The sequence below is a fragment of the Sphingomonas sp. R1 genome (assembly GCF_025960285.1).
GTDB lineage: Bacteria > Pseudomonadota > Alphaproteobacteria > Sphingomonadales > Sphingomonadaceae > Sphingomonas.
In genome coordinates, this window is record NZ_CP110111.1 from 2,682,815 (window position 1) to 2,708,626 (window position 25,812).

Annotated in this window: 21 protein-coding genes; 19 read left to right on the forward strand and 2 right to left on the reverse strand. The window is 62.0% G+C overall.

Annotation, left to right across the window (positions count from 1 at the left end):
• The first annotated feature begins 71 nt into the window (after window positions 1–71).
• The 6 genes from OIM94_RS12845 (at window position 72) to OIM94_RS12870 (ending at window position 6,099) form a co-directional block, all read left to right on the forward strand.
• Entirely contained in the window at window positions 72–1,022 is a 951-nt protein-coding gene (locus tag OIM94_RS12845; RefSeq protein WP_264607113.1) for a helix-turn-helix domain-containing protein, read from the forward strand.
• An 81-nt stretch (window positions 1,023–1,103) separates the two neighbouring features.
• Window positions 1,104–2,012: a hypothetical protein gene (locus tag OIM94_RS12850; protein WP_264607114.1), complete on the forward strand. Its 909-nt coding sequence runs from the start codon at window positions 1,104–1,106 to the stop codon at window positions 2,010–2,012.
• A complete protein-coding gene (gene tilS / locus OIM94_RS12855) occupies window positions 1,990–3,006 on the forward strand; it encodes a tRNA lysidine(34) synthetase TilS (protein ID WP_264607115.1) in 1,017 nt (338 codons plus the stop codon). The genes OIM94_RS12850 and tilS overlap by 23 nt, the downstream gene beginning before the upstream one ends.
• Window positions 3,007–3,074: 68 nt before the next feature.
• A complete protein-coding gene (ftsH, locus tag OIM94_RS12860; RefSeq protein WP_319801123.1) occupies window positions 3,075–5,036 on the forward strand; it encodes an ATP-dependent zinc metalloprotease FtsH in 1,962 nt (653 codons plus the stop codon).
• A 75-nt stretch (window positions 5,037–5,111) separates the two neighbouring features.
• On the forward strand, window positions 5,112–5,480 hold the full coding sequence (locus OIM94_RS12865) for a hypothetical protein (protein WP_264607117.1): 369 nt from the start codon (window positions 5,112–5,114) through the stop codon (window positions 5,478–5,480).
• 127 nt (window positions 5,481–5,607) lie between these two features.
• On the forward strand, window positions 5,608–6,099 hold the full coding sequence (locus OIM94_RS12870) for a hypothetical protein (RefSeq protein WP_264607118.1): 492 nt from the start codon (window positions 5,608–5,610) through the stop codon (window positions 6,097–6,099).
• 51 nt (window positions 6,100–6,150) lie between these two features.
• On the opposite strand, the gene OIM94_RS12875 is transcribed toward OIM94_RS12870, so the two are convergent.
• Window positions 6,151–6,390, reverse strand: coding sequence for a hypothetical protein (locus OIM94_RS12875; RefSeq protein ID WP_264607119.1), 240 nt, complete (start codon window positions 6,388–6,390; stop codon window positions 6,151–6,153).
• 259 nt (window positions 6,391–6,649) lie between these two features.
• Here OIM94_RS12875 and OIM94_RS12880 point away from each other — a divergent pair, with 259 nt between their 5' ends.
• Window positions 6,650–7,546, forward strand: coding sequence for a manganese catalase family protein (locus OIM94_RS12880; RefSeq protein WP_264607120.1), 897 nt, complete (start codon window positions 6,650–6,652; stop codon window positions 7,544–7,546).
• Window positions 7,547–7,691: 145 nt separating this feature from the next.
• Here the strand turns inward: OIM94_RS12880 and OIM94_RS12885 are convergent, their stop codons facing one another.
• Window positions 7,692–8,351: an ABC transporter ATP-binding protein gene (locus tag OIM94_RS12885; RefSeq protein WP_264607121.1), complete on the reverse strand. Its 660-nt coding sequence runs from the start codon at window positions 8,349–8,351 to the stop codon at window positions 7,692–7,694.
• Between the two features lie 109 nt (window positions 8,352–8,460).
• Here OIM94_RS12885 and OIM94_RS12890 point away from each other — a divergent pair, with 109 nt between their 5' ends.
• From OIM94_RS12890 to OIM94_RS12945, 12 genes are all read left to right on the forward strand, one after another.
• On the forward strand, window positions 8,461–9,645 hold the full coding sequence (locus OIM94_RS12890) for a glycosyltransferase family 4 protein (RefSeq protein ID WP_264607122.1): 1,185 nt from the start codon (window positions 8,461–8,463) through the stop codon (window positions 9,643–9,645).
• Window positions 9,642–10,913: a glycosyltransferase family 4 protein gene (locus OIM94_RS12895; RefSeq protein WP_264607123.1), complete on the forward strand. Its 1,272-nt coding sequence runs from the start codon at window positions 9,642–9,644 to the stop codon at window positions 10,911–10,913. The genes OIM94_RS12890 and OIM94_RS12895 overlap by 4 nt, the downstream gene beginning before the upstream one ends.
• A 148-nt stretch (window positions 10,914–11,061) precedes the next feature.
• Window positions 11,062–12,183, forward strand: a complete 1,122-nt coding sequence (locus OIM94_RS12900; protein ID WP_264607124.1) for a hypothetical protein — start codon at window positions 11,062–11,064, stop codon at window positions 12,181–12,183.
• Between the two features lie 153 nt (window positions 12,184–12,336).
• Window positions 12,337–13,104, forward strand: a complete 768-nt coding sequence (locus tag OIM94_RS12905; RefSeq protein WP_264607125.1) for an ABC transporter permease — start codon at window positions 12,337–12,339, stop codon at window positions 13,102–13,104.
• Between the two features lie 16 nt (window positions 13,105–13,120).
• Window positions 13,121–14,287, forward strand: a complete 1,167-nt coding sequence (locus tag OIM94_RS12910; protein WP_264607126.1) for a lipopolysaccharide biosynthesis protein — start codon at window positions 13,121–13,123, stop codon at window positions 14,285–14,287.
• 465 nt (window positions 14,288–14,752) lie between these two features.
• A complete protein-coding gene (locus OIM94_RS12915; RefSeq protein ID WP_264607127.1) occupies window positions 14,753–15,700 on the forward strand; it encodes a polysaccharide biosynthesis/export family protein in 948 nt (315 codons plus the stop codon).
• Window positions 15,701–15,830: 130 nt separating this feature from the next.
• Window positions 15,831–16,901: a GDP-mannose 4,6-dehydratase gene (gene gmd, locus OIM94_RS12920; protein ID WP_264607128.1), complete on the forward strand. Its 1,071-nt coding sequence runs from the start codon at window positions 15,831–15,833 to the stop codon at window positions 16,899–16,901.
• Window positions 16,902–16,917: 16 nt separating this feature from the next.
• Complete coding sequence (locus OIM94_RS12925) at window positions 16,918–19,092, forward strand: glycosyltransferase (RefSeq protein WP_264607129.1); 2,175 nt, start codon at window positions 16,918–16,920, stop codon at window positions 19,090–19,092.
• Window positions 19,093–19,179: 87 nt separating this feature from the next.
• The gene (locus OIM94_RS12930) at window positions 19,180–22,005 is read left to right on the forward strand and encodes a hypothetical protein (protein WP_264607130.1); all 2,826 of its coding nucleotides are present in this window, start codon (window positions 19,180–19,182) and stop codon (window positions 22,003–22,005) included.
• Complete coding sequence (locus OIM94_RS12935) at window positions 22,002–22,913, forward strand: NAD-dependent epimerase/dehydratase family protein (RefSeq protein WP_264607131.1); 912 nt, start codon at window positions 22,002–22,004, stop codon at window positions 22,911–22,913. The genes OIM94_RS12930 and OIM94_RS12935 overlap by 4 nt, the downstream gene beginning before the upstream one ends.
• Window positions 22,914–22,949: 36 nt before the next feature.
• Complete coding sequence (locus OIM94_RS12940; RefSeq protein WP_264607132.1) at window positions 22,950–23,534, forward strand: hypothetical protein; 585 nt, start codon at window positions 22,950–22,952, stop codon at window positions 23,532–23,534.
• A gap of 2 nt (window positions 23,535–23,536) precedes the next feature.
• On the forward strand, window positions 23,537–25,552 hold the full coding sequence (locus OIM94_RS12945; RefSeq protein ID WP_264607133.1) for a glycosyltransferase family 61 protein: 2,016 nt from the start codon (window positions 23,537–23,539) through the stop codon (window positions 25,550–25,552).
• Window positions 25,553–25,812: the final 260 nt, after the last annotated feature.

Here is a 25,812-nt window from a genome sequence, read left to right on the forward strand (position 1 = left end):
TGCACCGCGGGGGCATCCCCTGCACGACAAGGCGAGCGACCCAGGGTCCAACGCGCTCGCCGGAGGATAGAATGCAAGGCGATACGCCCGACGATTCCGGCCAGACTGCTGCCCGCCCCGGTGAACGGCTGCGCGCCGCGCGCGAGGCAATGGGGCTGGATCTCACCGAGATCGCCGCGCGCACCCGCATCCCGCAGCGGCATCTCGAGGCAATCGAGGACGGCAGCTATGCCGGTCTACCGTCGATCACCTACGCCACCGGCTTCGCCAAGGCCTATGCACGGGCGGTGGATGCCGATGAAGTGGCGATCGCCCGCGACGTCCGCGCCGAACTCGGCCAGATCGAACGACCGGTGATCACGCCGGAATATCCGCTGCAGGAGCCGTCGCGCGCGGCCCCTGGCGGCATCGTGTGGTTCGGCGTGATCGTCGCGCTGCTGATCGTGGCCGGGCTCGGCATCTGGTACGGCACCAACTGGTTCCGCGGCGGCACGCAGGGCGATGGTCTCGTCCAGCAGCTCGAGCCGACGCCGACCCCTGCGGCAGCGGCGCCGGCACCGGTACCCAGCCCGACGGTGCCCGCGGTCGAGCATGTCACGCTCGTGGCGCAGGGGCCGGCCTGGATCCGCATCACCGATGCGACCGGCAAGAAATTGGCGGAGAAGGAACTGGCGGCCGGCGAGCGCTACGAAGTGCCTGACGATGCCGATCACCCCCGTGTCCGTACCGGCCGCCCGGACCAGCTGCAGGTGCTGCTCAACGGCAGCCAGGTTGCGCCGCTCGGCACCAAGGTCGAAGTGGTGGAGGCGGAGCTGACCTCGGCCGCGCTGAGGGCGCGCAGCCAGCCAGCGGCGACGCCGTCGCCCGTCCCGAGCGCGGCATCCGCCGACCCCGCCCCGACGCGGGCCCGGACACCCCGCCGCCGGCTCGGCGAGCGTGCGCCCGACAGCGTCGACTACGCCACCACCCCGTCTGCTCCCGCGGGCGGCTCGACGCCGGCTGGCGACACGCCGAACCCCTGAGGGGCTGGCGTGAGCGGGCGCCGCTTGGCTATAGCGGCGCCACGCCTCCGTTCCCCGGGGGGCGCTGAGGGATTATCGACGATGCGTATTGCTCTCGCAGCGGCACTTGCCTTTGCCGCATTCGGCTTCAACGGCGCCGCAATGGCGCAGGCCCAGGACGGCAATGTCGGCCCGCGCGTCGACAAGCTGGAGCGCGAGATGCGCGCCGTGCAGCGCAAGGTGTTTCCCGGCGGCGCCGGCATGACGGTGGAGCCGCAGATTACCCAGCAGGTCGACACCACGCCGCCGGGCGTGCCCGCGACCACCCCGCTGGCCGATCTCACCCAGCGTGTCGCCGCGCTGGAAAGCCAGATCCAGACAATGACCGGCCAGATCGAGCAGAACCAGTATCGCATGCGCCAGCTGGAAGAAGCGTTCGGCGCGTACAAGGCGGCGACGGACGCGCGCCTCAAGACGCTGGAGACGCCGCCGGTCTCGACCGATGCGCCGCCGACCGACGGCGACGTGGCCGCCTCGGGCGATTCCGCGCCTGCCCCCGTCAAGGCCTCTGGCGATCGGGCGGCGAAGGTCGCGTCCGTCCAGAAGCCGAGCAGCGGCGATGCCGGCGAGGATCTTTACCTCTACGGCTTCCGCCTCTGGCAGGCCAAATTCTATCCCGAAGCGGCCAAGGTGCTTGAGCAATACAAGGCCAAGTTCCCCACCGGCAAGCGTGGCAGCTTCGCGCGCAACCTGCTCGGCCGTGCCTATCTCGACGACAACAAGCCCAGCCTGGCCGCGGTCGCGCTCTACGAGAACTACACCAAGGATCCGAACGGCGAGCGTGCGCCGGACAGCCTCTACTACCTCGCCCAGGCGCTGGTGAAGCTGAAGAAGCCCGCAAGCGAGGTCTGCAAGGTCTATGACGAGCTGGACAAGGTCTATGGCTCGTCGCTTTCAGCCGAGATGAAGACGGGCGTCGCCAGGGGCCGTGCGGATCAGCGCTGCAAGTGACGCGCCGCTGATCGGCGGCCCGGCGGGCGCGGACGTCGCCCGCTTCCTCGCCGACTGGCTGGCACTGGCGGGGCGGCGGCCTGGGCCAGAAATGCGATTGGGTATCGCGGTCTCTGGCGGAACGGACAGCCTTGCGCTGCTGCTGCTCGCCCGCGCCGCCTTTCCCGATGCCGTGGCAGCGGCCACCGTCGATCATGGCCTGCGACCGGAATCGGCGCAGGAAGCTGCCTTTGTCGGATCGGTCTGCGCCCGGATCGGCGTGCCGCACACCATCCTGCCGCCGCGGCCCGCAATGCTGGCGGGTGGCAATCTCCAGGATCGCGCGCGGGCGATGCGCTATCGCTGCCTCGGCGATTGGGCAGTGGCGGTCGGCGCGCCCTGGGTGGCGGTGGCACACCAGCAGGACGATGTCGCCGAGACCTTCCTGCTGCGCGCCCGACGCGGCGCGGGGCTGGGCGGGCTGGCCGCGATGCTGCCCCGCCGCCCGCTGGGGAAGGGCAAGACAGCGCCGCTGCTGATGCGTCCGCTGCTCGGCTGGACCCGGGCCGAACTCGCCGCGCAGGTAGCGGCGGCTGGGATCGAGGCCGTCGAGGATCCGTCCAACCTCCATCCGCGCTTCGATCGCAGCCGGATGCGGCGGCTGCTCGGCGAGACCCCCGAACTGCCTCCGGCGCGACTTGCGCTCGCCGCCGCCAACCTGCGGGATGCGGAGGCAGCGCTGGCCTGGGCCGCCGAGCGGGAATGGGCGGCGCGCGTCGAAGCCGACAGCGGGCAGGTGGTGCTCGACCTTGCCGAGCTGCCGCACGAGCTGCGCCGCCGCCTCGTCGCTCGCGCGTTGCGCACGGTGGCGGAGGCGCCGCCCCCGCGCGGTTCCGGGCTTGACCGGCTGATCGCCGCGGTCGATGCCGGGCAGGTAGCGACATTGGCCGGAGTCGTGGTGCGGCCGGGCCCCCGCTGGCGCTTCGCGCCGGCCCCTCCGCACCGATCACCGTGATCGACGTTGTTCCATTGTCATTAACGCCGCCATGCCTATCTTAGGGCTGGAAAGGTACCGGGTACACGATGAGCGAAAACGGCAAGCAGCAAGGTCCTGAAAACGGGGGTAACAATCCCTGGATGAAGAGCCTGCTCATTTGGGTGGGAATTCTTGCAGCCCTGGCGCTGTTCGTAACCTTGTTCGACACCCGCACCGCGCAGCCTGCGGGCAACGCGATCCCCTATTCGACCTTCCTCGACAAGGTGCAGTCCGGCGACGTCAAGGACGTCAACATCTCGGTCGGCTCCGGCGTCATCACCGGCACCACCAGCGAGGGCAAGTTCCGCACGAACAATCCGGGCGACGCCAAGCTCGTCGAAACGCTGCGCGCCAAGGGCGTGGTGATCAACGCGCGTCCCGAGGACCAGCCTTCGATCTGGCAGTATATCCTGGTCCAGTCGCTGCCCTTCCTGCTCTTCCTCGGCATCGCCTTCTTCGTGCTGCGCCAGATGCAGAAGAATTCGGGCTCCGGCGCGATGGGCTTCGGCAAGAGCCGCGCCCGCCTGCTGACGCAGAAGGAAGGCAAGGTCACGTTTGACGACGTCGCCGGCATCGACGAAGCGCGCGAGGAGCTGCAGGAGATCGTCGAGTTCCTCAAGGACCCGTCGAAGTTTGCACGCCTGGGCGGCAAGATCCCCAAGGGCGCGCTGCTGGTCGGCTCGCCCGGTACCGGCAAGACGCTGCTCGCCCGCGCGATCGCCGGCGAGGCGGGCGTGCCCTTCTTCACCATTTCGGGTTCGGACTTCGTCGAGATGTTCGTCGGCGTCGGCGCCAGCCGCGTGCGCGACATGTTCGAGCAGGCCAAGAAGTCGGCGCCGTGCATCGTCTTCATCGACGAGATCGACGCGGTCGGACGTTCGCGCGGCGCGGGTCTGGGCAACCAGAATGACGAGCGCGAGCAGACGCTGAACCAGCTGCTGGTCGAGATGGACGGCTTCGAGGCCAATGAGGGCATCATCATCGTCGCCGCGACCAACCGCCCCGACGTGCTCGATCCGGCGCTGCTCCGTCCGGGCCGCTTCGACCGCCAGGTGCAGGTGCCGCGCCCCGATATCGAGGGCCGCGTGAAGATCCTGCAGGTCCATATGAAGAAGGTGCCGATCGCACCCGACGTGGATGCCCGCGTCATCGCGCGCGGCACGCCGGGTTTCTCGGGTGCCGATCTAGCCAACTTGGTCAACGAGGCGGCGCTGCTCGCGGCCCGTCGCGGCAAGCGGCTGGTGGCGGCGCAGGAATTCGACGACGCCCGCGACAAGGTGCTGATGGGTGCCGAGCGCCGCTCCATGGTGATGACCGACGACGAGAAGCGGATGACCGCCTATCACGAAGCCGGCCACGCCCTGGTGTTCGCGCACGAGCCGACTGCCGATCCGATCCATAAGGCAACGATCATCCCGCGCGGCTTTGCCCTCGGCATGGTGCAGCCGCTGCCGGAGCGCGATTCGTACAGCTATCACCGCGACAAGATGCATGCCGATATAGCCGTGGCGTTCGGCGGCCGCGTCGCCGAGGAACTGATCTTCGGCTATGACAAGGTGAGCTCGGGCGCCTCGAACGACATCATGCAGGCAACCCGTCTCGCCCGCGCGATGGTCACCAAGTGGGGCCTGTCGGACAATCTCGGCCCGCTCGACTTCTCGGAGAGCGAGGACAGCTTCACCGGCTATTCGGTGCAGCGCGCCAAGCCGATGTCCGACGAGACCGCACGACTGATCGACGCCGAGGTGAAGGCCTTTGTCGAAAAGGGTCTCAACCGCGCCCGCCAGATCCTGGGGGATCATACCGACCAGCTCCACACCATTGCGCTGGCGCTGCTCGAATATGAGACGCTGACCGGCGAGGAGATCAAGAAGCTGATCGCCGGCGAGACGCTGGATCGCGGCGATCCCACGGGTACCCCCGGCATGCCTGCAGTGGGCGGCACGTCGATCCCCAAGACGCGCAAGCTCAAGGATCCGTTCGGCAATCCGGCTCCGCAGGGCGCCTGACGCCCCGGCATTGCTAGGTTCAGCTTCGCTACGATAGAGAGCGCTCCCGGGAATCCTTCCCGGGAGCGTTTTCGTATGCGACGACTGGTTCTGGCTGCCGGTGGACTGATGCTCGTGGCGATGCCCGCCCAGGCGATGAGCGTCGCCGAGTTTCTCGCCAAGGTGAACGCGCTCAAGGCCAAGGGCGCGATGGCGATGTTCTCGTCGGATATCGGACTGCTCAAGCAGGAGATCGAAGGCGCCTCCGCTGCCTATCGCGGCGACCTTGCCGCCGCGGCCGCTGCGGGCAAGAAGCCGAGCAGCTGCCCGCCGCCCAGGGGGCAGGCGAAGATGAGCAGCAACGATCTGATCGCGGCCTTCGAGAAGATCCCGCCGGCGCAGCGCGGCATCAGCGTAAAGGCGGCCTTCGCGACGATGATGGAACGGCGCTTTCCGTGCAAATGATCCTGTAAACATAGGATAGTACTGCTGAAATTCTCGGAACGGCGCCGCTTCCCGCGCGGTTGGTTGGTCGCCGTCCGGCCGTGATCTGCCGGGCGCATCGATCGCACGAAGCGCAAGGAGCGGACCGATGGACTATCGCAAACTGGGATTTGGACTGGGCGTTTTCTCGATCGGGCTCGGCATCGCCGAACTCGTCGCATCGAAGCGGATTGCACGCGGGCTGTCGGCGGACGAGCATGACGGCGTGGTGCGCGCGTTCGGCGCGCGCGAGCTGCTGGCGGGGGCTGTGCTGCTCTCGGGGCCAGCGCATAGCGTGCGCGTGTGGAACCGGGTAGCAGGCGACGCGATGGACATCGCCGCGCTCGGCCTCGCGGCGCGACGGGCGCCACAGAACAAGGCCGTCTGGGGAGCAATCGCCTTTGTCGCGACGGCGACCGCGATCGATATCGTGACGGCCCTCGGGCTCGACCAGACTACCGGCAAGACGCTGCCGGTGGGGCAGGAGGGCGAAGGCGATGGCAGCAGTCCCTCCGTTGCGGAGGGGCCTTCCTTGGTTCCGGATAAGCCCACATCGATCGAGCCAGGTGGAACGCAGGCGCTGATGCCTGCCATCGGGTAAGCGTACCACCCATCCGCTCCTGCGCCGGGAGGGGATGGGTGGGACCCGGGATTACTCTCCCTTGGTCGTGGCGTTTGGATTGGGCCCGCCTTCATAGTTGATATGGCTTTGCCCGCCATGGCCCATCAGGTGCCCGGGCCCCTCCTTGCGCGCCTTTTCCGGATAGGGGTTGGGATAGGCACCGCCTTCGCTTTCGCCTGCGGAGCGGCCATGGGTTTCCGCATCGGAGACGCCGTCCGGAGCGCCCTTGCGTGCACCGCCGCTCGCCTGCATCGGCTGTTTGTCGCTCATCTGAGAAGCTCCTGAGTTGCTGGAAGTCCTGTCCGGTCAACGATGCGCCGCACGCGTCCGTTCCGCTGATCGGATGCCTCGTTCAACGCTGCTGCTGCAGCTTGGTTGAAGAAGCCGGAACAACCCGCCCCATGCCGGGAAATCCTGTTCGAATATCACTCAGGTTAAGTCGCAAAAGAATCGATCAGTTGCGACGGGCGTGAACTACCGGCGATCTCGGTCGCTCTTTGCAGGTACTCAATCCTCAAGGAGAGACGGCATGTTCATGCACAACAAGCGCCTGCAATATACCGTACGTGTCGCCGAGCCGAACCCGGTGCTCGCCTCGCTGATGCTCGAGCAGTTCGGCGGTCCTGATGGTGAGCTGGCTGCCGCGATGCGCTACTTCACCCAGGGCCTGGCCGAGGACGACGCGGGCCGCAAGGACCTGCTGCTCGACATCGCCACCGAGGAGCTGAGCCATCTGGAGGTGATCGGCTCGATCGTCGCGATGCTCAACAAGGGCGTGAAGGCACATGTCTCCGAAGGCGACATGGAGGAAGCCGAACTGTACATGTCGCTGACGCAGGGCGGCAACAGCCACACCCAGGCGATCCTCTATGGTGGCGGCCCTTCGCTCACCAACTCGGCGGGCGTGCCGTGGACGGCGGCCTATGTCGACAGCCGCGGCGACCCCACCTGCGATCTGCGCTCGAACATCGCCGCCGAAAGTCGCGCCAAGATCGTCTATGAACGGTTGATCAACCTCACCGACGATGCCGGCATTCAGGACGCGCTCAAGTTCCTGATGACGCGCGAAGTGGCGCACCAGAAGTCGTTCGAAAAGGCGCTGTACGCGATCGAGGACAATTTCCCGCCGGGCAAGCTGCCGGGCGCGCCGGAATATGCGAGCATGTATGTCAATGCCTCGCAAGGCGAGGGGGACATGCGCGGGCCGTGGAACGACGGACCGGAATGGGAGCGCGTGGACGACCTGCAACAGGTGCTGCCGGTGGATGGCGGCGACGGCATGCCGACGGTGTCGCTGGGATCGGCCGACACGGCGGCGCTCAGCCAGTTGGCGGCACGGACCATGTCGGACCCTGCGAGCGATCCGACGACGGGTGCGGATATGGCCGCGGGCCAGGGGGCAGGGCGAACGAGGGGCGGCGTGTGAGCGTTGACGGGCTTGCCTGGTCGCCGAAGGGTGCGGCCGGGTCCAGTTCGGGTTTCTGATAAAGCGGCCCTAAAGCAACAACGTAAGGACGTGTGCACATGTCGGCTTTTACCGGGCTGCGCTTGGTATCTTGATCTGCTGTTCTTTAGCCCAAAAGCTGTAAGCGGTGATGAACCTCGCAGGCCTCGTCGATGGTGTCATACATCGCCAGCACGCCGCCATATAGCACAGCACCCTTTGTACAATAAGCGCGAAGGGTGCCGGTATCGTGTGACGTCATCAGCAAGGTCGATGTTTCCCGACGGGCCAACAGCTCCGATTCCGACCGAGCTCGAAACCGCTCGTCTCCGGCTGCCGTGACCTCGTCGATCAAATAGCACTCGAAGTTGATCGCCAGGCTGATGCCGAACGCAAGACGCGCTGCCATACCTGCAGAATAGGTCATCACCGGCTGATGAATGTACGGACCCAGCTGTGCAAAATCCTCGACGAAATCGAGCAACTCGAATTCGTTCTTATTGTAGATGCGCGAGATAAAGCGCGCGTTATCGGCACCCGTCAGGCTTGTCTGGAAACAGTTGGCATATCCGATCGGCCAGCTCACCGACATGTCGCGTGTGATTTTACCCGATGTCGGCTGCTCAACACCCGCGATCAGCCGCATTAAAGTGGATTTGCCGGCGCCATTGGCACCGCAGATGCCGATGGAAACCCCCCGTTCAACGGTGAAGCTCAGATTGGCAAAGACCTGCTTTTTGAACTTGCGTTCGTGATACGCTTTACTAACGGCGTCAAATCGGATCATGGGTCCTCATGCCGCAGATCAGGCACTTGCCCAATCACCTCAGGTGATTGGGTGTCTCATAACAACAAATCCGATAGCTTCTGGCGGTTCGGATTGCAACCGGGGTCACATGCGCAACGAAATCGACGTGCCACTCTGCCTCGACGGGCGGATGTTGGGTCATGCTGGAACGGGTGTGAGCACATATGCCCGAATTCTTCAGGATGTTCAGCGGAAGCTGGGGGTGCAACATGGCACGCTGGTAGCCGATCCTGCGCGTCTGCCGCCGTTCCTGGGTGCGTTGAGCAGGCGGGCGCGCCGCGCGCGCCTTCGACCAGCTGACGGTGCTTCATTCGAGCTATTTTCCCAAGACCTGTTTCGTCGCGCCCACATCCATTTTGGCCTGACGGGCAAGCTGTTTCGGGTCGTGCCGGAAATTCCTTTCGGGATCATGCACTGGACCTATCCGCTGCCGCTCGCGCTGGACGGCTGGATCAACGTGTATGCAGTGCACGACGTCATCCCAATCACTGATCCCGAACTAAGCCCGGTGTCGCCGACAAGGCTGCGGCGAACGCTGGTCGCTCTTGCGGAGGTTGCTGACCGGATTGTGACGATATCCGACGCATCTCTTGAGGCAATTAGCGGCCTAAACATTTTTGACAGGGCGAAAATATCCAACATCAGCCTGACGACCGAGCGCACTAACATGGACAACGCCGGCGATACGAGGCTTCTGCGGTCGCTTGGCCTGAATGCTAAGGGTTTTTTTCTGTTCAGCGGTACCGTTGAGGAACGCAAGAACATCCCCAGGCTCCTTGCGGCATACGAGCGCGCTGGACCTGAATTGCCTTTGGTGATCGTTGGACCGGAGGGAGCAGACGCATCGGCGATTGAAGCTCGAATCGTTTGCATGAATAACGTCGTTCGACTTCCGTACCAATCGAAATGGTCACTGGACCGGCTGGTGGCGAATGCCTATGCGGTTCTCTTCCCTTCGCTGGCCGAAGGATTTGGCCTGCCGGTGCTGGAGGCGATGATTAGAGGTACTCCCGTTTTGACCAGCAAGATTCCTGCAATTGAAGAAGTTGCCGGGGATGCTGCACTTATGGTGGATCCGACCAGTGTGGCTGATTTGGCAGGCGGCATCCAACGCCTGGCACGCGAGCCCATGCTCGCACACGACTTCGCACTGAAGGGGCTGGAGCGTGCAGAACAGTTCACGGTCGAACTCTTCGAGCAGCGTCTGGGCCATGTATATCAAACCGCTCTGGCCGAGCACCACGGGCCCACATCGGTGACACGACACCAATGACGATCACCATCGGCCTGGATGGGCAGAACCTTGCGCTCTCCGCGGGGACCGGCATCGCAACCTACGCGCGAACCCTGCATCAGACGATCGCAGGGTTGGGGTGGGAGACCTTTGGCCTCTTCGATATCGATGCGGGCACCGATCCAGAGCTTTCAGGGATACTTTTCTTCGAGCGGCTGATGGCAGCCGCGAAGCGGAAGGCACCTGCCCTTCATAAGTTGAAGACCCGCTTTGGCGTCTTGCCGCCTTTGGTCGACGTGGGGCTGGAAAGCGTGGACATCCGCCCCATTGGCGAGCGGATCCCTTCATTCGACCGGATCGTCAGCGGCCGGGACCTCTTTCGGGCCGCGTATCAACACTTTCGGCGAACGGGTACCCTCGCCGAAATCCGGCTGAAGCGGCCGCCCGACATCATGCACTGGACCTACCCCATGCCGTTGCGGGTTGAGGGCGCGGCGAACGTTTACACGGTCCACGATCTTGTTCCGCTGCGAATGCCGTACATGACGCTGGACGATAAGCGGGTGCACCATTCCCTTGTCCGCGCATGTGTCTTGGCGGCTGAGCGCATCTGTACCGTTTCCCGAGTTAGTGCCGAAGAACTCGTGGAGCTTTGCCCGGAAGCAGCGCAAAAGATCGTGACGACATACCAGGCATGCGACATTTCCGGCGGCGGCGCCGATGCTCCGGAGGAAGGGGAAAGGGTCGTTGGGAGCCTGGGTCTGCAACCCAGGTGCTATTTCCTGTACTATGGCGCGTTGGAGCCGAAAAAGAACGTCAGCCGCTTGATCGAGGCGCATGTGCGATCGGGCGTGGAGACGCCGCTGGTGATCGTAACGGGGCGATCGTGGAACAGCGAAGGCGAGCGCGCCTTGATCGATGGCATGCGCGGCCATACCGACAAGCTGATCGTGCTCGAATACCTGCCGCGGGGCATCCTGCAAGCGTTGGTCCGCAACGCCAAGGCGGTGACCTTTCCCTCCCTCCACGAGGGTTTCGGCCTTCCGGTGCTTGAGGCCATGCAGCTTGGCGTTCCGGTTCTCACCGGCAACACGGGCGGCGTGGTGGAAGTGGCGGGCGAGGCTGGTCTGCTCGTCGATCCGTACGATGTCGCCGATATTCGCCGGGGGATTAGTCGCCTAGATCAGGATGCCGCCTATCGTAGCGCGTTGATCGAAAAAGGTTTCACTCAAGCTAGGAAATTCTCGACAGATCGGTATGGAAGCGTGATGCATCATCTGTACGAGTCGATCCTTGCGCATGGATGATCGAAATCTTGCCGTGGCGAATACCCAATCCGGGGCGGACGTGCATGGAGACGTTCGGTATGTCGTGGATCCCTGGGGTCGCTATCCAGGCGCCCGAAGCCGTGTCGACGGCTTGGGGGGGAAGCGTCGGGTCGAAGATGCTTCCGCGGTGTTCGAGACTGCGCAACTCATTTTCGACGAAGACGCTAGGGTGCATATTGCCGTCGAGCTTTCAGGCTTCCGCGGTGATTTCGCCTTCATGTTCCTGAACTTGACGAACGCGTCTGTCGTCGAGGGATCACCGGAACTTCGGCTTCAGTTGCTTCCGGTCGAAGTGCACGCGGATCGCGGCGAACGCCAGCGGTACGAGATCGAATTCGACGCGCATCGGCAGATTGCGTATCGGCTGAGTGGGCATATCCACGGCACCGACCCGCTCCACGCGGACGGCATCACGATTTCCACGTCTCGGCCCCACCTGGCGCTGAAGCCGAAAAAACGTCGTACCGACGTATTGGGAAAGGCGGTGGCGGCCCCCGATGAAACGGTAGTGCGGGGTACTCCTCGAATCTATGACGAGGCGGAGCCCAGCTTCGAGCGGCTGCGCTCTCAACCGATGACGCGAGGCCAATTCTCACAACCATCCTTCGTCCGACTGCGGAGCGAGCTTTCCGCTTTCGGCACGGGGCGGGACGCCGATTTGTGGCCGGAGGCATTCGCCATCCGCGTGGCGGAGGCGTTCAAGCTTCGCCCCGACTGCAGTGCAATCGGATTCGACGCGGCGGGGGGCCGCTTGTGGAAATGGCTGCTCCGATTCCGTGCGCGCGTGCTGTTATCGGAAAGAACCTTCGATGGAGAGTCGATCACCGACATGGGCAGTTTGCGCGCTGACCTGCTGGGGCAGGGAATGCCCGCCGATGTCGCGGATCATGCCCTGCACCTAAGCGTGATTGGCGATGCGCTTCCTCCGGAGTATTGTGGCAGGTTCGACTTCTCGTGGTGGATTACGGCAGCCGAAGGCGATTGGCGCAGCGTGGCCCGCGGCGCGCTCAACGTGGCCGAAAGCCTGAATGCGACGGGGGTGGGTGTCGCGTCGTTCCCGATTGCCTATGGGCAATCAGCAAGCGAGAAGGTGCTGGCGGCGGAAAGGGACTTGCCGCGCCTGATACTGGAACTATTGTCGGCTGGTCATCAAATTATGCAGATTTGCATGCCACTGCACCGCGGTGACTCCGGCGTTACGCAATTTGCGTTCATCATTCGAAATGCGGTTCGCGACGATACGCGGTGACGGGTCGCGAGGGGTTGGCGGTAAGCAAAGATATGACGTCAGAGCACCTTTCCTGCCACGAGCTGTTTCATGAACGGCTCTGTCCGGCAGATCGTGCATCCATGGTGAGTAGATGACGTGCAGCATGGACTGAAACTTCAAAGGCGCTCCGGTGTGGCGAGTGCGATCAGCATCCAGGCCCGCGTGATCGGTGCGTTGATTCTGCGCGAGTTACACACACGCTATGGGCGTGAGAACATCGGCTATCTCTGGCTGGTGGCCGAGCCGCTCATGCTGGGTACCGTGATCTCGCTGTTGCATAATCAGGGGGGCAGCCACGGCGGTACCAATCCTGCGGCTTTCGCCATGGTGGGCTACACGATCTTCATTCTGTTTCGCGCCATGATCAATCGCGCGGATGGTGCGATTTCCGCCAATGCCCCGTTGCTGTACCATCGGATGGTAACCGTACTAGACATCTGTATCGCCCGCGCGCTGCTGGAACTGGCCGGTACCGTGATGGCTTTCATCATCCTGTTCGGCGGCTGTTATGTCATCGGCTATGTTTCGTTGCCGGAGCGTCCCTTGGACCTCATGGCAGGGATCGCCGCCGTCTTCATGATTGCGATGGGCGTGTCGATGATCATTACCGGGGTAACGTACCACAATAGTTTCCTCGAGCGTTTCATCCATCCCTTTGCTTATTTCCAGATCCCGTTTTCCGCCGCGTTCTTCCAAGTGAAGGACGTACCGGAGCCCTACCGCTCCTACTTGCTAATAAGTCCGTTGCCGCACGCGTTCGAGTTAGTGCGCTATGGTGCGTTCAGTGAAGCCAAGGCAGACTATATCAACGCACCGTATATCATTGCATGCTGCCTAGTGCTTAATTTCTTTGGACTTCTCGCCCTGAAATCGGTCCGGTCTCGGATAAAGCTCAATTGATCGTCTGGAATATCAAATGAAACATGGCATCATCCTGCCGGCTGAGGAAGGGCTTGGAGCGTCCTCTGAATCGCTGTGGACAAAGATCGGGGCGTTCTTGAGGGCGTGGAGAAATTTCGCGCTGATTGTTCTGCTGCCTACCATTGCTTTTGCTGGATACCAATATCTAGTCGCGGCGGATCGCTATGAAAGTACCAGTGACTTCCTAGTGAAGTCCGGGGATTCCAGTGGATCGTCTTCCGGCGGGTTTGGCGACATGCTCGGTATTACCGTTCGGTCCCAGTCACAGGTCGAGATCATGAGTGTCCCGGACTATCTGGAATCGCATGAGGTTCTCGACGCGTTGCAAAAGCAGATCGATCTGGTGGCATTGTTCCGTCGCCCGGAGGCTGACTTCTTCAGTCGTCTGCGCTATCCCGCGCCCGAGCCCGAACGGCTACTCAAATACTATCGCTCGCGCGTGCAGGTGAAGCACGACTCCGACACGGGGATGATGCATCTGTCGGTCCAAGCCTTCCGCCCGGAAGACTCTTACAAGCTAGCGCAGCTGTTGCTCCAGTTGGGAGAGCGCAAGATCAATGACATGAATGTGCGCAGCTATCGCGACGCAGTGGATTCGGCTCGGTCGCAGCTGCGCCGTGCCGAGGATGAAGCGGCGAGCGTGCAGCGCAAGATTACCGGCTTTCGTCAGGTCAGCCAGGACATCGACCCCGCCTTGTCCGGTCAGGCGCAGATCAAGCTCATTTCCGATATCAATGGGCGTCTCGCCAGCGCACGAGCGCAGCTCAACGCGATGTTGGGCGTCATCCGATCGGACAGTCCGCAAGTGGAAGCGCTGCGACGGCAGATCCGCTCGATGGAGCGGGAGCTTGTAAGCCAGGAGGGCAAAATGGGCGCCTCCGGTGGACCGATGTCGATGAATCTTGGTGAGTATGAGGAGCTGAAGGTCCGCCAAGACTTCGCTGCGAAAAACTACGCGGCAGCGGCTGCGAATCTGCAGCGCGCCATCGAGCAGGCTCGAAAGCAGCAACTGTACTTCGTGCATGTCGTTGACCCGAACCTCCCGGTTCGTTCGCTGTATCCGAAGCGGGAAACGCTGGTGCTGACGCTGTTCTTCTCGCTGGCAGTTGCATACGCCATTGGCTGGCTGGTTGTCGCAGGCGTTCGTGAGCACGAAGCGTGACGCCATCTGGGCAGCGTCGGGGATGTCCCACTGGTGTATGCCAAACGCGCCGCAAATGCAGCATGGAGCGCTGCTGCGCCGGACCTTCTCGCCGGGGAATCGGTGCTGCTCCGCCGGTCGCGGCCTCACGTCGCGCTGCACCAATTCGTCGTAAGCGCATTGCTCTTTGTTTGGCTACGATGCTAAGCGCCAGCAGCGTGAGAAGACCTGTGTATCTTGTCGCGCATCACGGTTTAAGTTTTCTGTCAGGCCCACCGCGTCATGCTATCTAAAGCGGCGAATCGCTCCGTTCTTGTCTGCACCCTATCGTCGATTGTTTTGGCGGGTTGCGCTTACCTGCCAGCGTCGGGGCCGACGGCGCATCAAATTCTTCGATCTGCGCAAGAAAGTCGCGATCGGGACGTCTTCGTCGTACGCGAACTCACGCTCCAGACCGCAGCGGAGCTAGAAGCGGCGTATCAGGCCATGCCCGCGCCCGTGAAACCTTTGACGCTGCTGGCGGCGCGGAAGTTTGCTGACCTGGTGGGGCCCGGCGACGTGCTCGACATTCGGGTGTATGAAGTGGGTGTTTCGCTATTCGGCGCCATGCCGAGCGCGGATGCAACGGCAGAAAAGTCGACACCGGCGGCGCACGCGGAGAATTTTGGCGGCATTGTGGTCGACCGTGAGGGGAAAATCCGCTTCCCTTACGTTGGCGAGGTCAATGCCAGCGGTTTGACGACCGACCAGATCGGCCGCGAGATCGCCCGGCAGTTACGGTCAAAGTCGCAGAGCCCGCAAGTTCTGGTTCGGCTTGCCGACACGGTAAACAACGCGGTCTTTCTCTCCGGGGCGGTCGCAAAGTCGGGGGTGTATAGTTTGTCCCCGGGTGGTACGCGATTGCTCGACGTCGTGGCGCGCGCCGGGGGGCTGCAGGGGGTCCCCGAGGACTTGGCGGTTGAACTGACGCGGGACGGCCAGACGGTGCGGCAGCCGCTCGCATCGATCGTTCCCGGAACCGCCGACGACATTTTGCTGCAGCCTGGCGATCGCGTTCAGTTGAGCAAGCGGCCGCGTTCCTTCACAATCTTCGGGGCGGCCGGTAGGGTTTCGCAGATCGCCTTCCAGTCCAATGAGATGACGCTCGCTGAGGCGGTAGCTCAAGCCGCGGGGCCGAATGACTCGACGGCTGACTCAACGGCGGTGTTCCTGTTCCGTAATATCCCTGATCCCGTGACCGGTGAGCCCAGGCGTGTCATTTACCGTCTGAACTTGATGGATCCTCTCGGCTACTTTGTGGCTCAGGATTTCAAGATGCGAGATAAGGACTTGATCTACGTCGCAAACTCTCGTTCGAACCAGGCGACCAAGTTCATTGCGCTCGTAGGGCAGTTGTTCTCGCCGGTGCTTACCGCGCGTGCGCTGACGCGTTAAGCGCGGCGGCGGTAACCAATAACCCTGCACCCATGGCGGCTTTTCGGTTTTCAGTAGCCTCTCTTGCGCATAAGCATATTCATGGCACTGCAATATTCCAGTCAGATTATCTTCAATGAGTAGGGGAAATATGTCGGATCAGAAGAAAGTTGCGTTGATCACCGGTGTTACCGGTCAGGATGGCGCTTATCTTACGGAACTTTTGCTTTCCAAGGGCTATGAAGTTCATGGTCTGCGCCGTCGCTCGTCGTCGTTCAACACCGGCCGCATTGAGCATTTCACGGAAGATACCACTCTTGATCACGGTCGCTTCCGCCTGCATTACGGCGACTTGACGGATTCGACCAATCTGATCCGGATCGTTCAAGAGGTTCAGCCCACCGAGATCTACAACCTGGCAGCCCAGAGCCACGTGCACGTGAGCTTTGAAACGCCGGAATACACTGCAAATGCCGACGCGATTGGTACTCTTCGTCTGCTGGAGGCCATTCGGATCTTGGGTCTGGAAAAGACCTGCCGCTTCTACCAGGCGTCGACGTCCGAACTGTACGGCCTCGTGCAGGCTGTTCCGCAGTCGGAAACCACGCCCTTCTATCCGCGCTCGCCTTACGGCGTCGCGAAGCTCTATGGCTACTGGATCGTCGTCAATTACCGCGAAGCCTATGGCATTCACGCGTCGAATGGTATCCTGTTCAATCACGAGAGCCCGCTGCGTGGCGAAACCTTCGTGACGCGCAAGATCACGCGTGCGGCCGCCGCTATCAAGCTCGGCCGCCAGCAGCACCTCGTGCTCGGCAATCTCGATGCTAAGCGCGACTGGGGCCATGCCCGCGACTATGTCCGCGGCATGTGGATGATGCTGCAGCAGGACACCCCGGATGACTACGTCCTCGCAACCGGTGAAACCACGACCGTCCGCACGTTCGTGGATTGGGCCTTCCAGGATGTCGGCATCACCCTCGAGTGGAAGGGTGAAGGCGCCGATGAGCGCGGCTATGATGTTGCGACCGGCCGCTGCCTGGTTCAGGTCGATCCGCGCTATTATCGTCCGACCGAAGTCGATCTGCTGATCGGCGATCCGACCAAGGCGCGTACGCGGCTCGGCTGGACGCATGAAGTTTCGGTGCGTGACCTTGCCCGCGAAATGGTGGAAGCGGATCTGAAGGTCATGGAGACGGCCCCTATCGCTCGCGGTGCGTAAGCGCCAGGAGTCCATCTTGAAACGCCTGGCCAGTCTTCTGCGCGGCAAGGTGAAGCGATCTGCGGGCGTCCCGGTGACGCCCGCAGTTCATTCACGAATCGCTCAAGGCAACCACCGACGGGATCTCGGTCGTTGGTCGGAGGCGGCTGGCTATTATCAGGCGGCGCTTGATGCGGATGACAGCCTGATCCACATCTGGGTCCAGCTGGGCCACATGCGCAAAGAGGGCGGCGATGCCATCGGTGCGAGCAACGCCTATCTGGAGGCGCTGGAACGCAACCCGGCCGACCAGACCCTGGTGGGGTGGCTGTACGGCATCGCCGGGCGCCTGCCACATGCGCATCGACGCAAACTGATCCGTCAAATCTACGCGGTGGAGGGCCGGTCGTTCGATGCCCTCGCACTATCGGATGGCGACGACGCGATGCGGAAGCCGGCATCAGGCGAAATCATTTTCGATATATCGGACCTTGTCGCCTATTTCAGTCGGGCGCGACGCCCAACCGGCATCCAGAGAGTCCAGATTGAAATAATCCGGGCAGCCATCGTCCTTCCTAATTCAGTCGTGCGCATTTGCTGCTCGATCGAAGAGTCATCCGAATGGACGGAGATCAGCCTTTCGCTGTTCGAGCGCGTGACGACGCTGGCGGTAGCGGGCGACGCAGTCGATGGCGCGATCTGGCGTGACGCGATCCACGACTTGAACGCGGCGCTGATTTTTGGTTCGCCATTCGTATTCGGACCACGGGCAAAATTGGTAAATCTGGGTACCTCCTGGTGGCTCCAGAACTATTTCCTGCAGGTTCGAAATGCGGAGGTCGCCAGCGGCATCGCATACACACCGTTCGTGCACGACCTCATCCCAGTCTTGGCGCCACAGCATTGCGTGCAAGGGCTGGTCGACGATTTCAACAGCTGGCTGCTGGGCGTTTTTGACCATGCACGCTTCTTCTTCGTCAATTCCGAAGCAACCAAGCGCGACCTTCTCGACGTCGCGGGGCGCTTGGGCCGCGGCATCGGGCCCGAGGCCGTGCACGTGGTACCCCTTGACGGCGCCTTCGTGCCGCCGCCGCCAGCGCCCCCCTCGCAAGCGCTTCGCCAACTCGGACTGAACGACAAGCCGTTCGTGTTGTTCGTGTCCACGATCGAAAGCCGTAAGGGGCACGACACGGCGCTGAAGGCTTGGCAGCGTCTTCTGTCGGAGCATGGTGAGCAGGCGCCATTTTTGTTGTGCGTCGGCAATAATGGCTGGTTGAACAGCGCATTTTACGCGGAACTGGAGCGCGACGCCGCCCTGCGTGAGCGCGTTCTGCTCCTGTCGGGCATCTCCGACACCGACCTCGCCATGCTATACCGGGACTGCTTGTTCACGATCTATCCGAGCACCTATGAAGGCTGGGGCCTCCCGGTGACCGAGGCGCTCAGCTTCGGCAAGATCGTCATTGCCGCTAACAACTCGTCGTTACCCGAAGCCGGCGGATGTCACGCCGTGTATTTCAACACCGGCGATGCCGCCGATCTGGCTGGCAAAGTTGCGGCTTTCGCCTTTGATCCGACGGCGCGGGAAGCGCATGAGCAAGAGATTCGGCGTGGATTTGCACCGCGCGCGTGGTCGGATATCGCCGCGCAGATTGTCGATACTCTGTGTGGTCAAGCACAGGAAAGCCGAGTGCCTTGTGCGGACGCGCCCGTGCTTGCGTTCGACCGGTGGATGGAATTTCGGCGACGACGGAACACAACGATTTTCGACGATATAGGGCTTGGCGAGCCGCTGCGGGTGGGTACTGGCTGGCTTGGCGCAGACGAGTTGGGATGTCTTGTTCGGGAGGGGCATGCCATGCTGCGCTTCCGTATCGACGGGGCTGATCGTGCGAGTCTCCTCGCGCTGCGTCTGTTCGGAAAGTGCGCTGTCGCCTGGCGGGTCATGATGAACGGCCACCCTGCGGCGCATGGTGCGTTCACGGAGAAGGGCGAAAGCTGGGCTCTTTGCTCGATACCTCCATCGACACCCGATGTGTCGATCGTCATCGAGGTTGCGCATTCTCATGTGGACGGGGCCGATACTTGGGGTGGCTCCTTTTTGGGAGTGCAGGGCTGCTATCTGATGCGAGACAAAGAAGGGTCTCGCCCGCCAGAAGCGCTCTTGTCGGCGTTAGACCGGCTTACTATCGGCAAAGATCGGGGGGAATAGGCGTATGATTGCGACGTATCTGCAGGATCTGCGGGGAGAGCTTCAGTGAGAACAGGCGCCTTTGCGATATATCATACTTGGCCGGACATGAAGAATGCCGAGTATGAAGTCTTGCAGCGCATGCTGACGGCTGCGGATCGCACCAACAAGAAAGCGGTGGTCATTGACAACGGCGGGCTCGTGCTTTGGGCGCATCCCGCACTTGATATCCGCATCGGAACGCAGCTTGTGCCGGAGGACGTTGACTTCGCGATTTCCCTCCACTTCGAATCGCCGCGCATCAACGGTGTCTATACCTACTATGCGCTCTGGCAGCCGGTGGAGTTTTATGCGGATTTTGGATACCAGGAAAGCGTCGACAAGTTCTCGACCCATCATGACCTGCTGTCCTGCCGGTCGGACATTGCCGACAATCATGCGCTGAACATCTTTAGTGGGCTGCACCGGGAGGTTCCTACCCCGCTCCCGCCGCTTTTCCACACGCTGCCAGAGCCGTTTCTCGCGCCTCGTATCGATGAAAAGTCGAGCCTGTTTTATATCGGCATCAACTGGGAAAGGATCGGCCGCCCTAAGGGCCGCTTTCATGACGTTCTGACAAAGTTGGATGCTCGGGGGCTCATAAAAATCTTCGGGCCTGAACTGATTCAGGGGGTTGCGCCTTGGGCGGGCTTCAAGACCTATAGCGGCGAGCTACCGTTCGACGGCTCGAGCATGCTGCACGCGATCAACGAATGCGGCGTGTGTCTAGCACTCTCGTCAAAGGCGCATCAGAACAGCGGCATCATGAGCAACCGCATGTTCGAAGGGCTCGCCAGCGGTGCAGCGGTCATCGCGAATCCAAATGCGCTGATCGACAAATATTTCAAGGACGTCGTCTACGTGGTGGACGACAGCCAGGGCGAGGCGTTCCTGGAACAACAGATCATCAGCCACCTTCGCCAAATTCGGAATGACCCGGCTGCGGCAACGGAACGCGTTCTCAAGGGGCAGCAAATCCTGCGCGACGTGTGTTCGTTGGAGGGTAGCCTCGAAACGCTGTTCAGCGAGACGCCGGCGCGTCGGGAACGCTATTATGCGAAGTTTCCGCGCGGGTCGCGGGTTGCCGTGGTGCTGGATGCGCACCTAGCCGACGCGGCGGAGATCGTCACAAAGATTGACGAATTGTCGGCTCAACTGTTCTGCGCCATCGACCTCCACGTGATCGCCGCCCCGGATGTAGCCCGTCGCTGGGAGCATCGAATCGGAGGCAGCGTAGAGCGTCTCACAGTGCACCCTTTCGAGCCGATCGCCGCTGCCGCCAAGTTTGATGAGCAGGCGGGGCAGCGCAGCGGCGTCGGATCGCTGGTGGGCGAGATCCTGGGCCGCGCCGATAGCGAATATTTCGCCCTGATGACCCCGCAGGACATGGTCATGCATGACCATTTCGCCGGCCTGGTGCGAGCGATGGTCGAGCAGGAAGGGGCGATGTGCGCCGTTTCGGGCTCGCTCCTGCGCGGGGTGAACAGCACCGGTAAGGAGCAGCGAAAGCTTCACGAACTCCGCGTCGTCAACGTTGATTCCATCCTTTCCGCTGAAGCCGTCATTCCGGCCGGGCGCGCGCTATTTCGGAAGGCTCTTTTCAAGCCTGAACAGATGCCGTTGTTGCGCCTTCTCGATGGGCAAGAGCAAACGCTGTTCTTGGTTGCGGCAATGGTAGAAGGGCCTTTGGCGCAGACGAACACGGCAACGCACCTGCTCGACGAAGCGGCCGCGCCCAAGGTATCCTACCCCGCGATCTCCAATGACCTGCAACAGCAGTTTATCCGCGATCATTTCAACAGCGACCCGCGCTGGGCCGACAAGATGGCCGCGCGTGCCGCGAAACTGGCACCGACGCCAACGCGCGATCCGGTTAATCCGCATCGCTGGGTGACGTACCATACCAAGCCTGGTGAAGTGGAGCCCATCGCTCCGGATCAGACCCATCATCTCCGCGCTGGCGGGCGTGGACTGGCGTACCTGAAATCGGGTTTCTCGTTCCCAGAGGAAAATGGCGTTTGGGTGACCGGCGAACAAGCGGTGCTGACCTTCGAACTGCCGCCCGCGGCGGCCGATCGCGCCGAAGACTATCAGATCGTTCTCGGGATGCTGGGGCGGCGGGAGCGTAACAGCGGCCGCATGCAGCATTGCTCCTTCATAGTGAACAATCTGCATGTCGCGTATCAGGCGATCCCGGACGCCTTCACGAACGTTGCAGTCTCTATCCCGATCAACGTTATGCGCCGCACCGGCACGATCAAGCTCGAATTGATCGCGGACCATGCGGAGCCGGTGCTCGACGATGCGGGCCGCATCATAGACCCGCGGCCGCTCAGCCTTCTGGTCAACAGCCTGGCGGTCCTGCAGGCACCCGGACGCACCCCGTTCGTGCTCCCTGTCGGAGAGGCGCTCCCCGTCTCGGAGGGGGCGGCGGCGGTCCGGGCGCTGGTCAAGGGGTTCTATGCTCCCGAACGCGCGGGCACATGGGTGTGCGGGCGCATGGGCGAGATCCGGTTTCGCGTGAACCGCGCGATCGCCAATCCTACGCTGCATTTGAAGCTTTCTGGCCGCGCCGCGAACGTTTCCGGTTCCCCCCAGCGCGCGCTGATCATCGTCAATGGCAAAAGCCATGGGACGTTCGAGGTGTCGTCGGAGGTACGTGCCGTCCGCCTGCCGCTCGAAGACGTAAATCTGGAAGATCCGATTCACGTCGTGGTCCAGGCGAGCCATGCGGAGCCGGTGGTGGATGATCACGGCACCATCATCGACCCACGCTACCTCGGCGTCGGGTTGTTTGAAATTGGCGTAGTAGACGGGAGTGAGCGGCCAGCCCGCCGGGGCGGTAGGTCGTTCAAGTCTCGCCTGCGCACATTGATGAAGGGTTCGAAGAAATGATTGTTGTGACGGGTAGCTCTGGGGTTCTTGGGCGTGCGCTTGTCCGGGCGTTGAACGACCGAGGTGAAGCGGTCACGGCGCTCGCCTCATCTGATGTGGACCTGCGGGATCGCGCAGCGACGCGCTCCATTCTTGGCGACCTCCGGCCAGCGAAGATCTTCCATCTTGCAGCGAAAGTTCATGGCCTTGGCGGTAACTCCGCGTTCCAGGGGGAGATGTTCGCGGATAACGCGCGCATCAATATGAACGTCATCGACGCCGCACTGGAGATCGGCTGCGAGAAATTCGTCGGCATCAGCACCGTGGCGATCTACGCCTCGGAGGCGCCAAAGCCGGTGTCTGAGGAGTCGATCTGGGATGGTCCGCCCCATCGGTCCGAGCGGGCCTATGGCCAAGCGAAGCGGGCGATGCTGGCACAGTTGGAGGCGTATCAGGCGCAGTACGGTTTGCGCTTTGCCTACCCGATCATGACCAACATCTACGGGCCGCACGATCGGTTCGATTCAGTTCATGGCCATGTCGTGCCGTCGCTCGTCGCGAAGTTCTACGCCGCGTCTCAGCGCGATGAGCCGGTGGAGGTCTGGGGGACCGGTCGGGCCGAACGCGATTTCCTGTTCGCCAGCGATGCGGCCGATGCGCTTGTCCGGGTCGGAGACCAGATGGAGGGGCCGGTCAATGTTGCCACCGGCAGCACCGTTCCGATTCGAACGGTCGTCGAGATCCTCGCGGCGCACTCCGGCGTCAGTGATGTCCGTTGGGACTCCACGAAGCCCGACGGGCAGCTTGAGCGCAGCTACGACGTGGCGAAACTGAAGTCGGTCGGCTTCGAGGCAGCCACGTCGATCAAGGCCGGCCTTGAGCAGACCTATGACTGGTATGCCGCCAACGTCGCAAACGTGCGTCGGTGATCTCTAGCAGCGGCGCACGCGATAAGGGTGTTGTACATGGGGTATAAGGACTGGGATCTGGAGAAGATCGTCCACAATGGGGGTGGCCGACGCTTCGTCAATGGTGATCTCGGTATGATTGCCAATGTCGAGCAATGGTCTGCTCCAGTATCCGGCGCGGTGCGTGCGCGGATGCTTAGCGCGTTGGTTCGGGAAGAGGGCGAGCAAGCCTTGGTAGAGGCCTGCGCATTTGCGATCGCGGAGCATCCGAAGTGGGCATTACTGCTCCGCGACTTCCTGCAGAGCACCGACATCGGCAAGGCTGCCGTGGCGGTGGCGGCCTTGGTTCTACGCCGACACTTCCCGGCGCATCCTCTGGCATCATTGGCGGCGAGCTACGATGTGGCGGTCGTTTATGACGGCGTTCGTCAAATGGATGCAATTGCTTTTCGGCTCGATGGCGTTCGGCCCATGGGTACCTGGCTCGTGTTTGACCCAAGCAATATTGCCGCGAATGTCGCGGAGGTCGCGGTCCCCGCAGACATCTCTGCGCTGCGGCTGCCGCTCGCTTCTCTGCCATGGTTGGACGCTACCAAGTTCGTGTTCCCCCCGTTCGTGGTCGTGGCGCAGGAAAGAAACTGAAGATGGATGCTGTTACGCTCCTGTATCGTACCAAGGCCGCGCAAAAAGCGGATTTGAAGCGCAAGACGATGGCGCTTCGAACTGCCTTGGCTATTGTTGGCGAGATCGATCCGACTGTATCGGAACACGAATTTCTCCACCGCTCGGCATCCGTCATCGGTACGGTTTTCGGTGGTGGCGGATATGACAGCTACGTTACGACTGCACTGTCCGCGCTTTCTTGGTTTGAGCCAGATCTCGACGTGCAGCTTGCGGCGTTGTTGAATGCCGCCGCACTGCAGATGAACTTCCAGACGCGAACGTTCCTCGATGGAGCACAAGCGGTCATCTACTATGGGGACGAGCGATATTTTCCCATTGCGATGCTTCACGGCAATGCCACGCTTGGATTGTACGTAGGTGACGCGCAGAAGGAGACCGTGCTGCCGTTATGGGCCAACAAGAGCCCGACTCTGGAGCTCAATCCCGGCCAAGTGCACTACGTCACACCCGAGCTCGTGCCGGTGTATCAAACTGCCAATGGTGGGTCGCATACTAGCGCCGTCATGATCGTTCACCCGAATGGGGCTGATGGCGAGTTCTCGGTTCCCGCCAAGTTTGACTATATCGCGGATACGGTCGGCGTGGCGACGATCTACTGCATCGCGGGATCGGCGGAAATGATTGCCGCCGCAGCAGTGCAGCTCGAGGCACAATATCCCGATGTCCGTACGGACTTGAAGCTGTATGCGCTGCGTGAGCAACGGGGGCTGGAATATCGGGCGATCCTGATGTTCACCGGTTTGCCCGGGCTGCCGGACATTGTTCTCGAGCCGGGTATTTCCAAGAGCCTCACCCTCGGCCCCGGATTGGTGGAACAGCCAGGGGAGATGGAGAGCCTGAGCTACGGCGAAAACTCGATCGCCGGCATACGCAATGTGCACGGCGTGGGGCCCGATGCATCCCTCGGCAACGGCATCTGGGAGCGAACATCCGTCAAATCGCCCTTCTATCTCGCCTCGAGTGCGCCATTACCGCTGGAGGCGCGCGAGCGATTGTCGGACGAGTTCGACATCTTCCACTCCGTGCTCCGCGTTTGCGACGGCATGCTGATCCCCTCCCAAGATCCGGGCCATGCTACGTTTCTTGCCGCCCGAGCGAACGGTGAGATCATCAAGGGCTATGGCAGCGACGCGGATGCCACGCCGCTTGCGGCCGCGGCGACGGTGGACGACGCCGGGGTGCGGCGGTACCAACTTCACCGTCCACGTTTGCGACGCGTGCGAGGATCGGCGATGCCGCTGATGTTCACGCCGATGCTGCACAAGTGGCATTCCCACTTCATGATACAGTGCCTTCCCCGCGTCCGCATTGCGCGGGATCTGGGCGAAGACATGGCGATCCTAATTCCGCATGATCTGCGCCGGAAGCAGGTGGAGATGCTTCAGTTGCTCGGCATAGGCGAATCACAACTTGTCAGGATGCAGCCGAACGAACTGATCCAAGCAGATCGGCTGTATGTTCCGCTGCCTTGGCGACTGGGCTTTACTGCGTACAATACGGCAGTTTACGACGAGATCGCAGGGCAGATCGAAACGGCGTTGATCTCGACGCCCAAGAGGATCCTGATCAGTCGGGAGTCGCGCAAGACGTGGCGCAATCTGATTAATTACGATACCATTCGCCAGATGCTGGTGCAGGACTTCGGCTTTGAGGAAATTTCCCCGGAGAAGCTGACGCTGGCAGAGGAAGTGGCGGTGTATGCCAACGCCGACATCGTTGTGGGTGCCGAAGGCGCTGGTATGTACGGCGCGGTTTTCTCCGGCAAGAAAACCAAGTATATCACGATCTGCGACGAAGATTACGTCATGCCGATGCTGAGCAACATCGCGGTCGTTCGCGGGTTCGAGGTTGGCTATGTCTTCGGCGAGAGCATGCGTTCGGACGGTGATTTGTATCGCCGGCTACCCTATGGGCATGCCGACTTCGTTGTCGATGTCGAGCTTCTCCGGCGCGCGGTTGAGTTCGCGATCGCCTAATCGCGGGGCTCGGCTATAGCCAAAGCTCTGCAGCAGCATCGTGTCCCGCCGACGAAGGGCAGCGGGACACGATGCAGGCGTTCAGAACCCCGTGATATCTGTAAGAGACCCGGCTGGGGTCCTTAAGCTAGAGCGTAGCAGTACTTCAACTCTCCCTGACCTGCTCCCCGTTTTCAGGCCGCTGATAACTTAGAGCACCTTCACGATGGGCGGAATCGCAAGGGATACCCTTTTAGCTGGTCGTGTGATTCATAGGCGTC

Excerpts from the sequence above, each read along its gene's own strand:
- OIM94_RS12845 (WP_264607113.1), top strand. The coding sequence starts at position 72 with ATGCAAGGCGATACGCCCGACGATTCCGGCCAGACTGCTGCCCGCCCC.
- OIM94_RS12850 (WP_264607114.1), top strand. The coding sequence starts at position 1,104 with ATGCGTATTGCTCTCGCAGCGGCACTTGCCTTTGCCGCATTCGGCTTC.
- ftsH (WP_319801123.1), top strand. The coding sequence starts at position 3,075 with ATGAGCGAAAACGGCAAGCAGCAAGGTCCTGAAAACGGGGGTAACAAT.
- OIM94_RS12865 (WP_264607117.1), top strand. The coding sequence starts at position 5,112 with ATGCGACGACTGGTTCTGGCTGCCGGTGGACTGATGCTCGTGGCGATG.
- OIM94_RS12870 (WP_264607118.1), top strand. The coding sequence starts at position 5,608 with ATGGACTATCGCAAACTGGGATTTGGACTGGGCGTTTTCTCGATCGGG.
- OIM94_RS12875 (WP_264607119.1), bottom strand. The coding sequence starts at position 6,390 with ATGAGCGACAAACAGCCGATGCAGGCGAGCGGCGGTGCACGCAAGGGC.
- OIM94_RS12880 (WP_264607120.1), top strand. The coding sequence starts at position 6,650 with ATGTTCATGCACAACAAGCGCCTGCAATATACCGTACGTGTCGCCGAG.
- OIM94_RS12885 (WP_264607121.1), bottom strand. The coding sequence starts at position 8,351 with ATGATCCGATTTGACGCCGTTAGTAAAGCGTATCACGAACGCAAGTTC.
- OIM94_RS12890 (WP_264607122.1), top strand. The coding sequence starts at position 8,461 with ATGCGCAACGAAATCGACGTGCCACTCTGCCTCGACGGGCGGATGTTG.
- OIM94_RS12895 (WP_264607123.1), top strand. The coding sequence starts at position 9,642 with ATGACGATCACCATCGGCCTGGATGGGCAGAACCTTGCGCTCTCCGCG.
- OIM94_RS12910 (WP_264607126.1), top strand. The coding sequence starts at position 13,121 with ATGAAACATGGCATCATCCTGCCGGCTGAGGAAGGGCTTGGAGCGTCC.
- OIM94_RS12915 (WP_264607127.1), top strand. The coding sequence starts at position 14,753 with ATGCCCGCGCCCGTGAAACCTTTGACGCTGCTGGCGGCGCGGAAGTTT.
- gmd (WP_264607128.1), top strand. The coding sequence starts at position 15,831 with ATGTCGGATCAGAAGAAAGTTGCGTTGATCACCGGTGTTACCGGTCAG.
- OIM94_RS12930 (WP_264607130.1), top strand. The coding sequence starts at position 19,180 with ATGAAGAATGCCGAGTATGAAGTCTTGCAGCGCATGCTGACGGCTGCG.
- OIM94_RS12935 (WP_264607131.1), top strand. The coding sequence starts at position 22,002 with ATGATTGTTGTGACGGGTAGCTCTGGGGTTCTTGGGCGTGCGCTTGTC.
- OIM94_RS12940 (WP_264607132.1), top strand. The coding sequence starts at position 22,950 with ATGGGGTATAAGGACTGGGATCTGGAGAAGATCGTCCACAATGGGGGT.
- OIM94_RS12945 (WP_264607133.1), top strand. The coding sequence starts at position 23,537 with ATGGATGCTGTTACGCTCCTGTATCGTACCAAGGCCGCGCAAAAAGCG.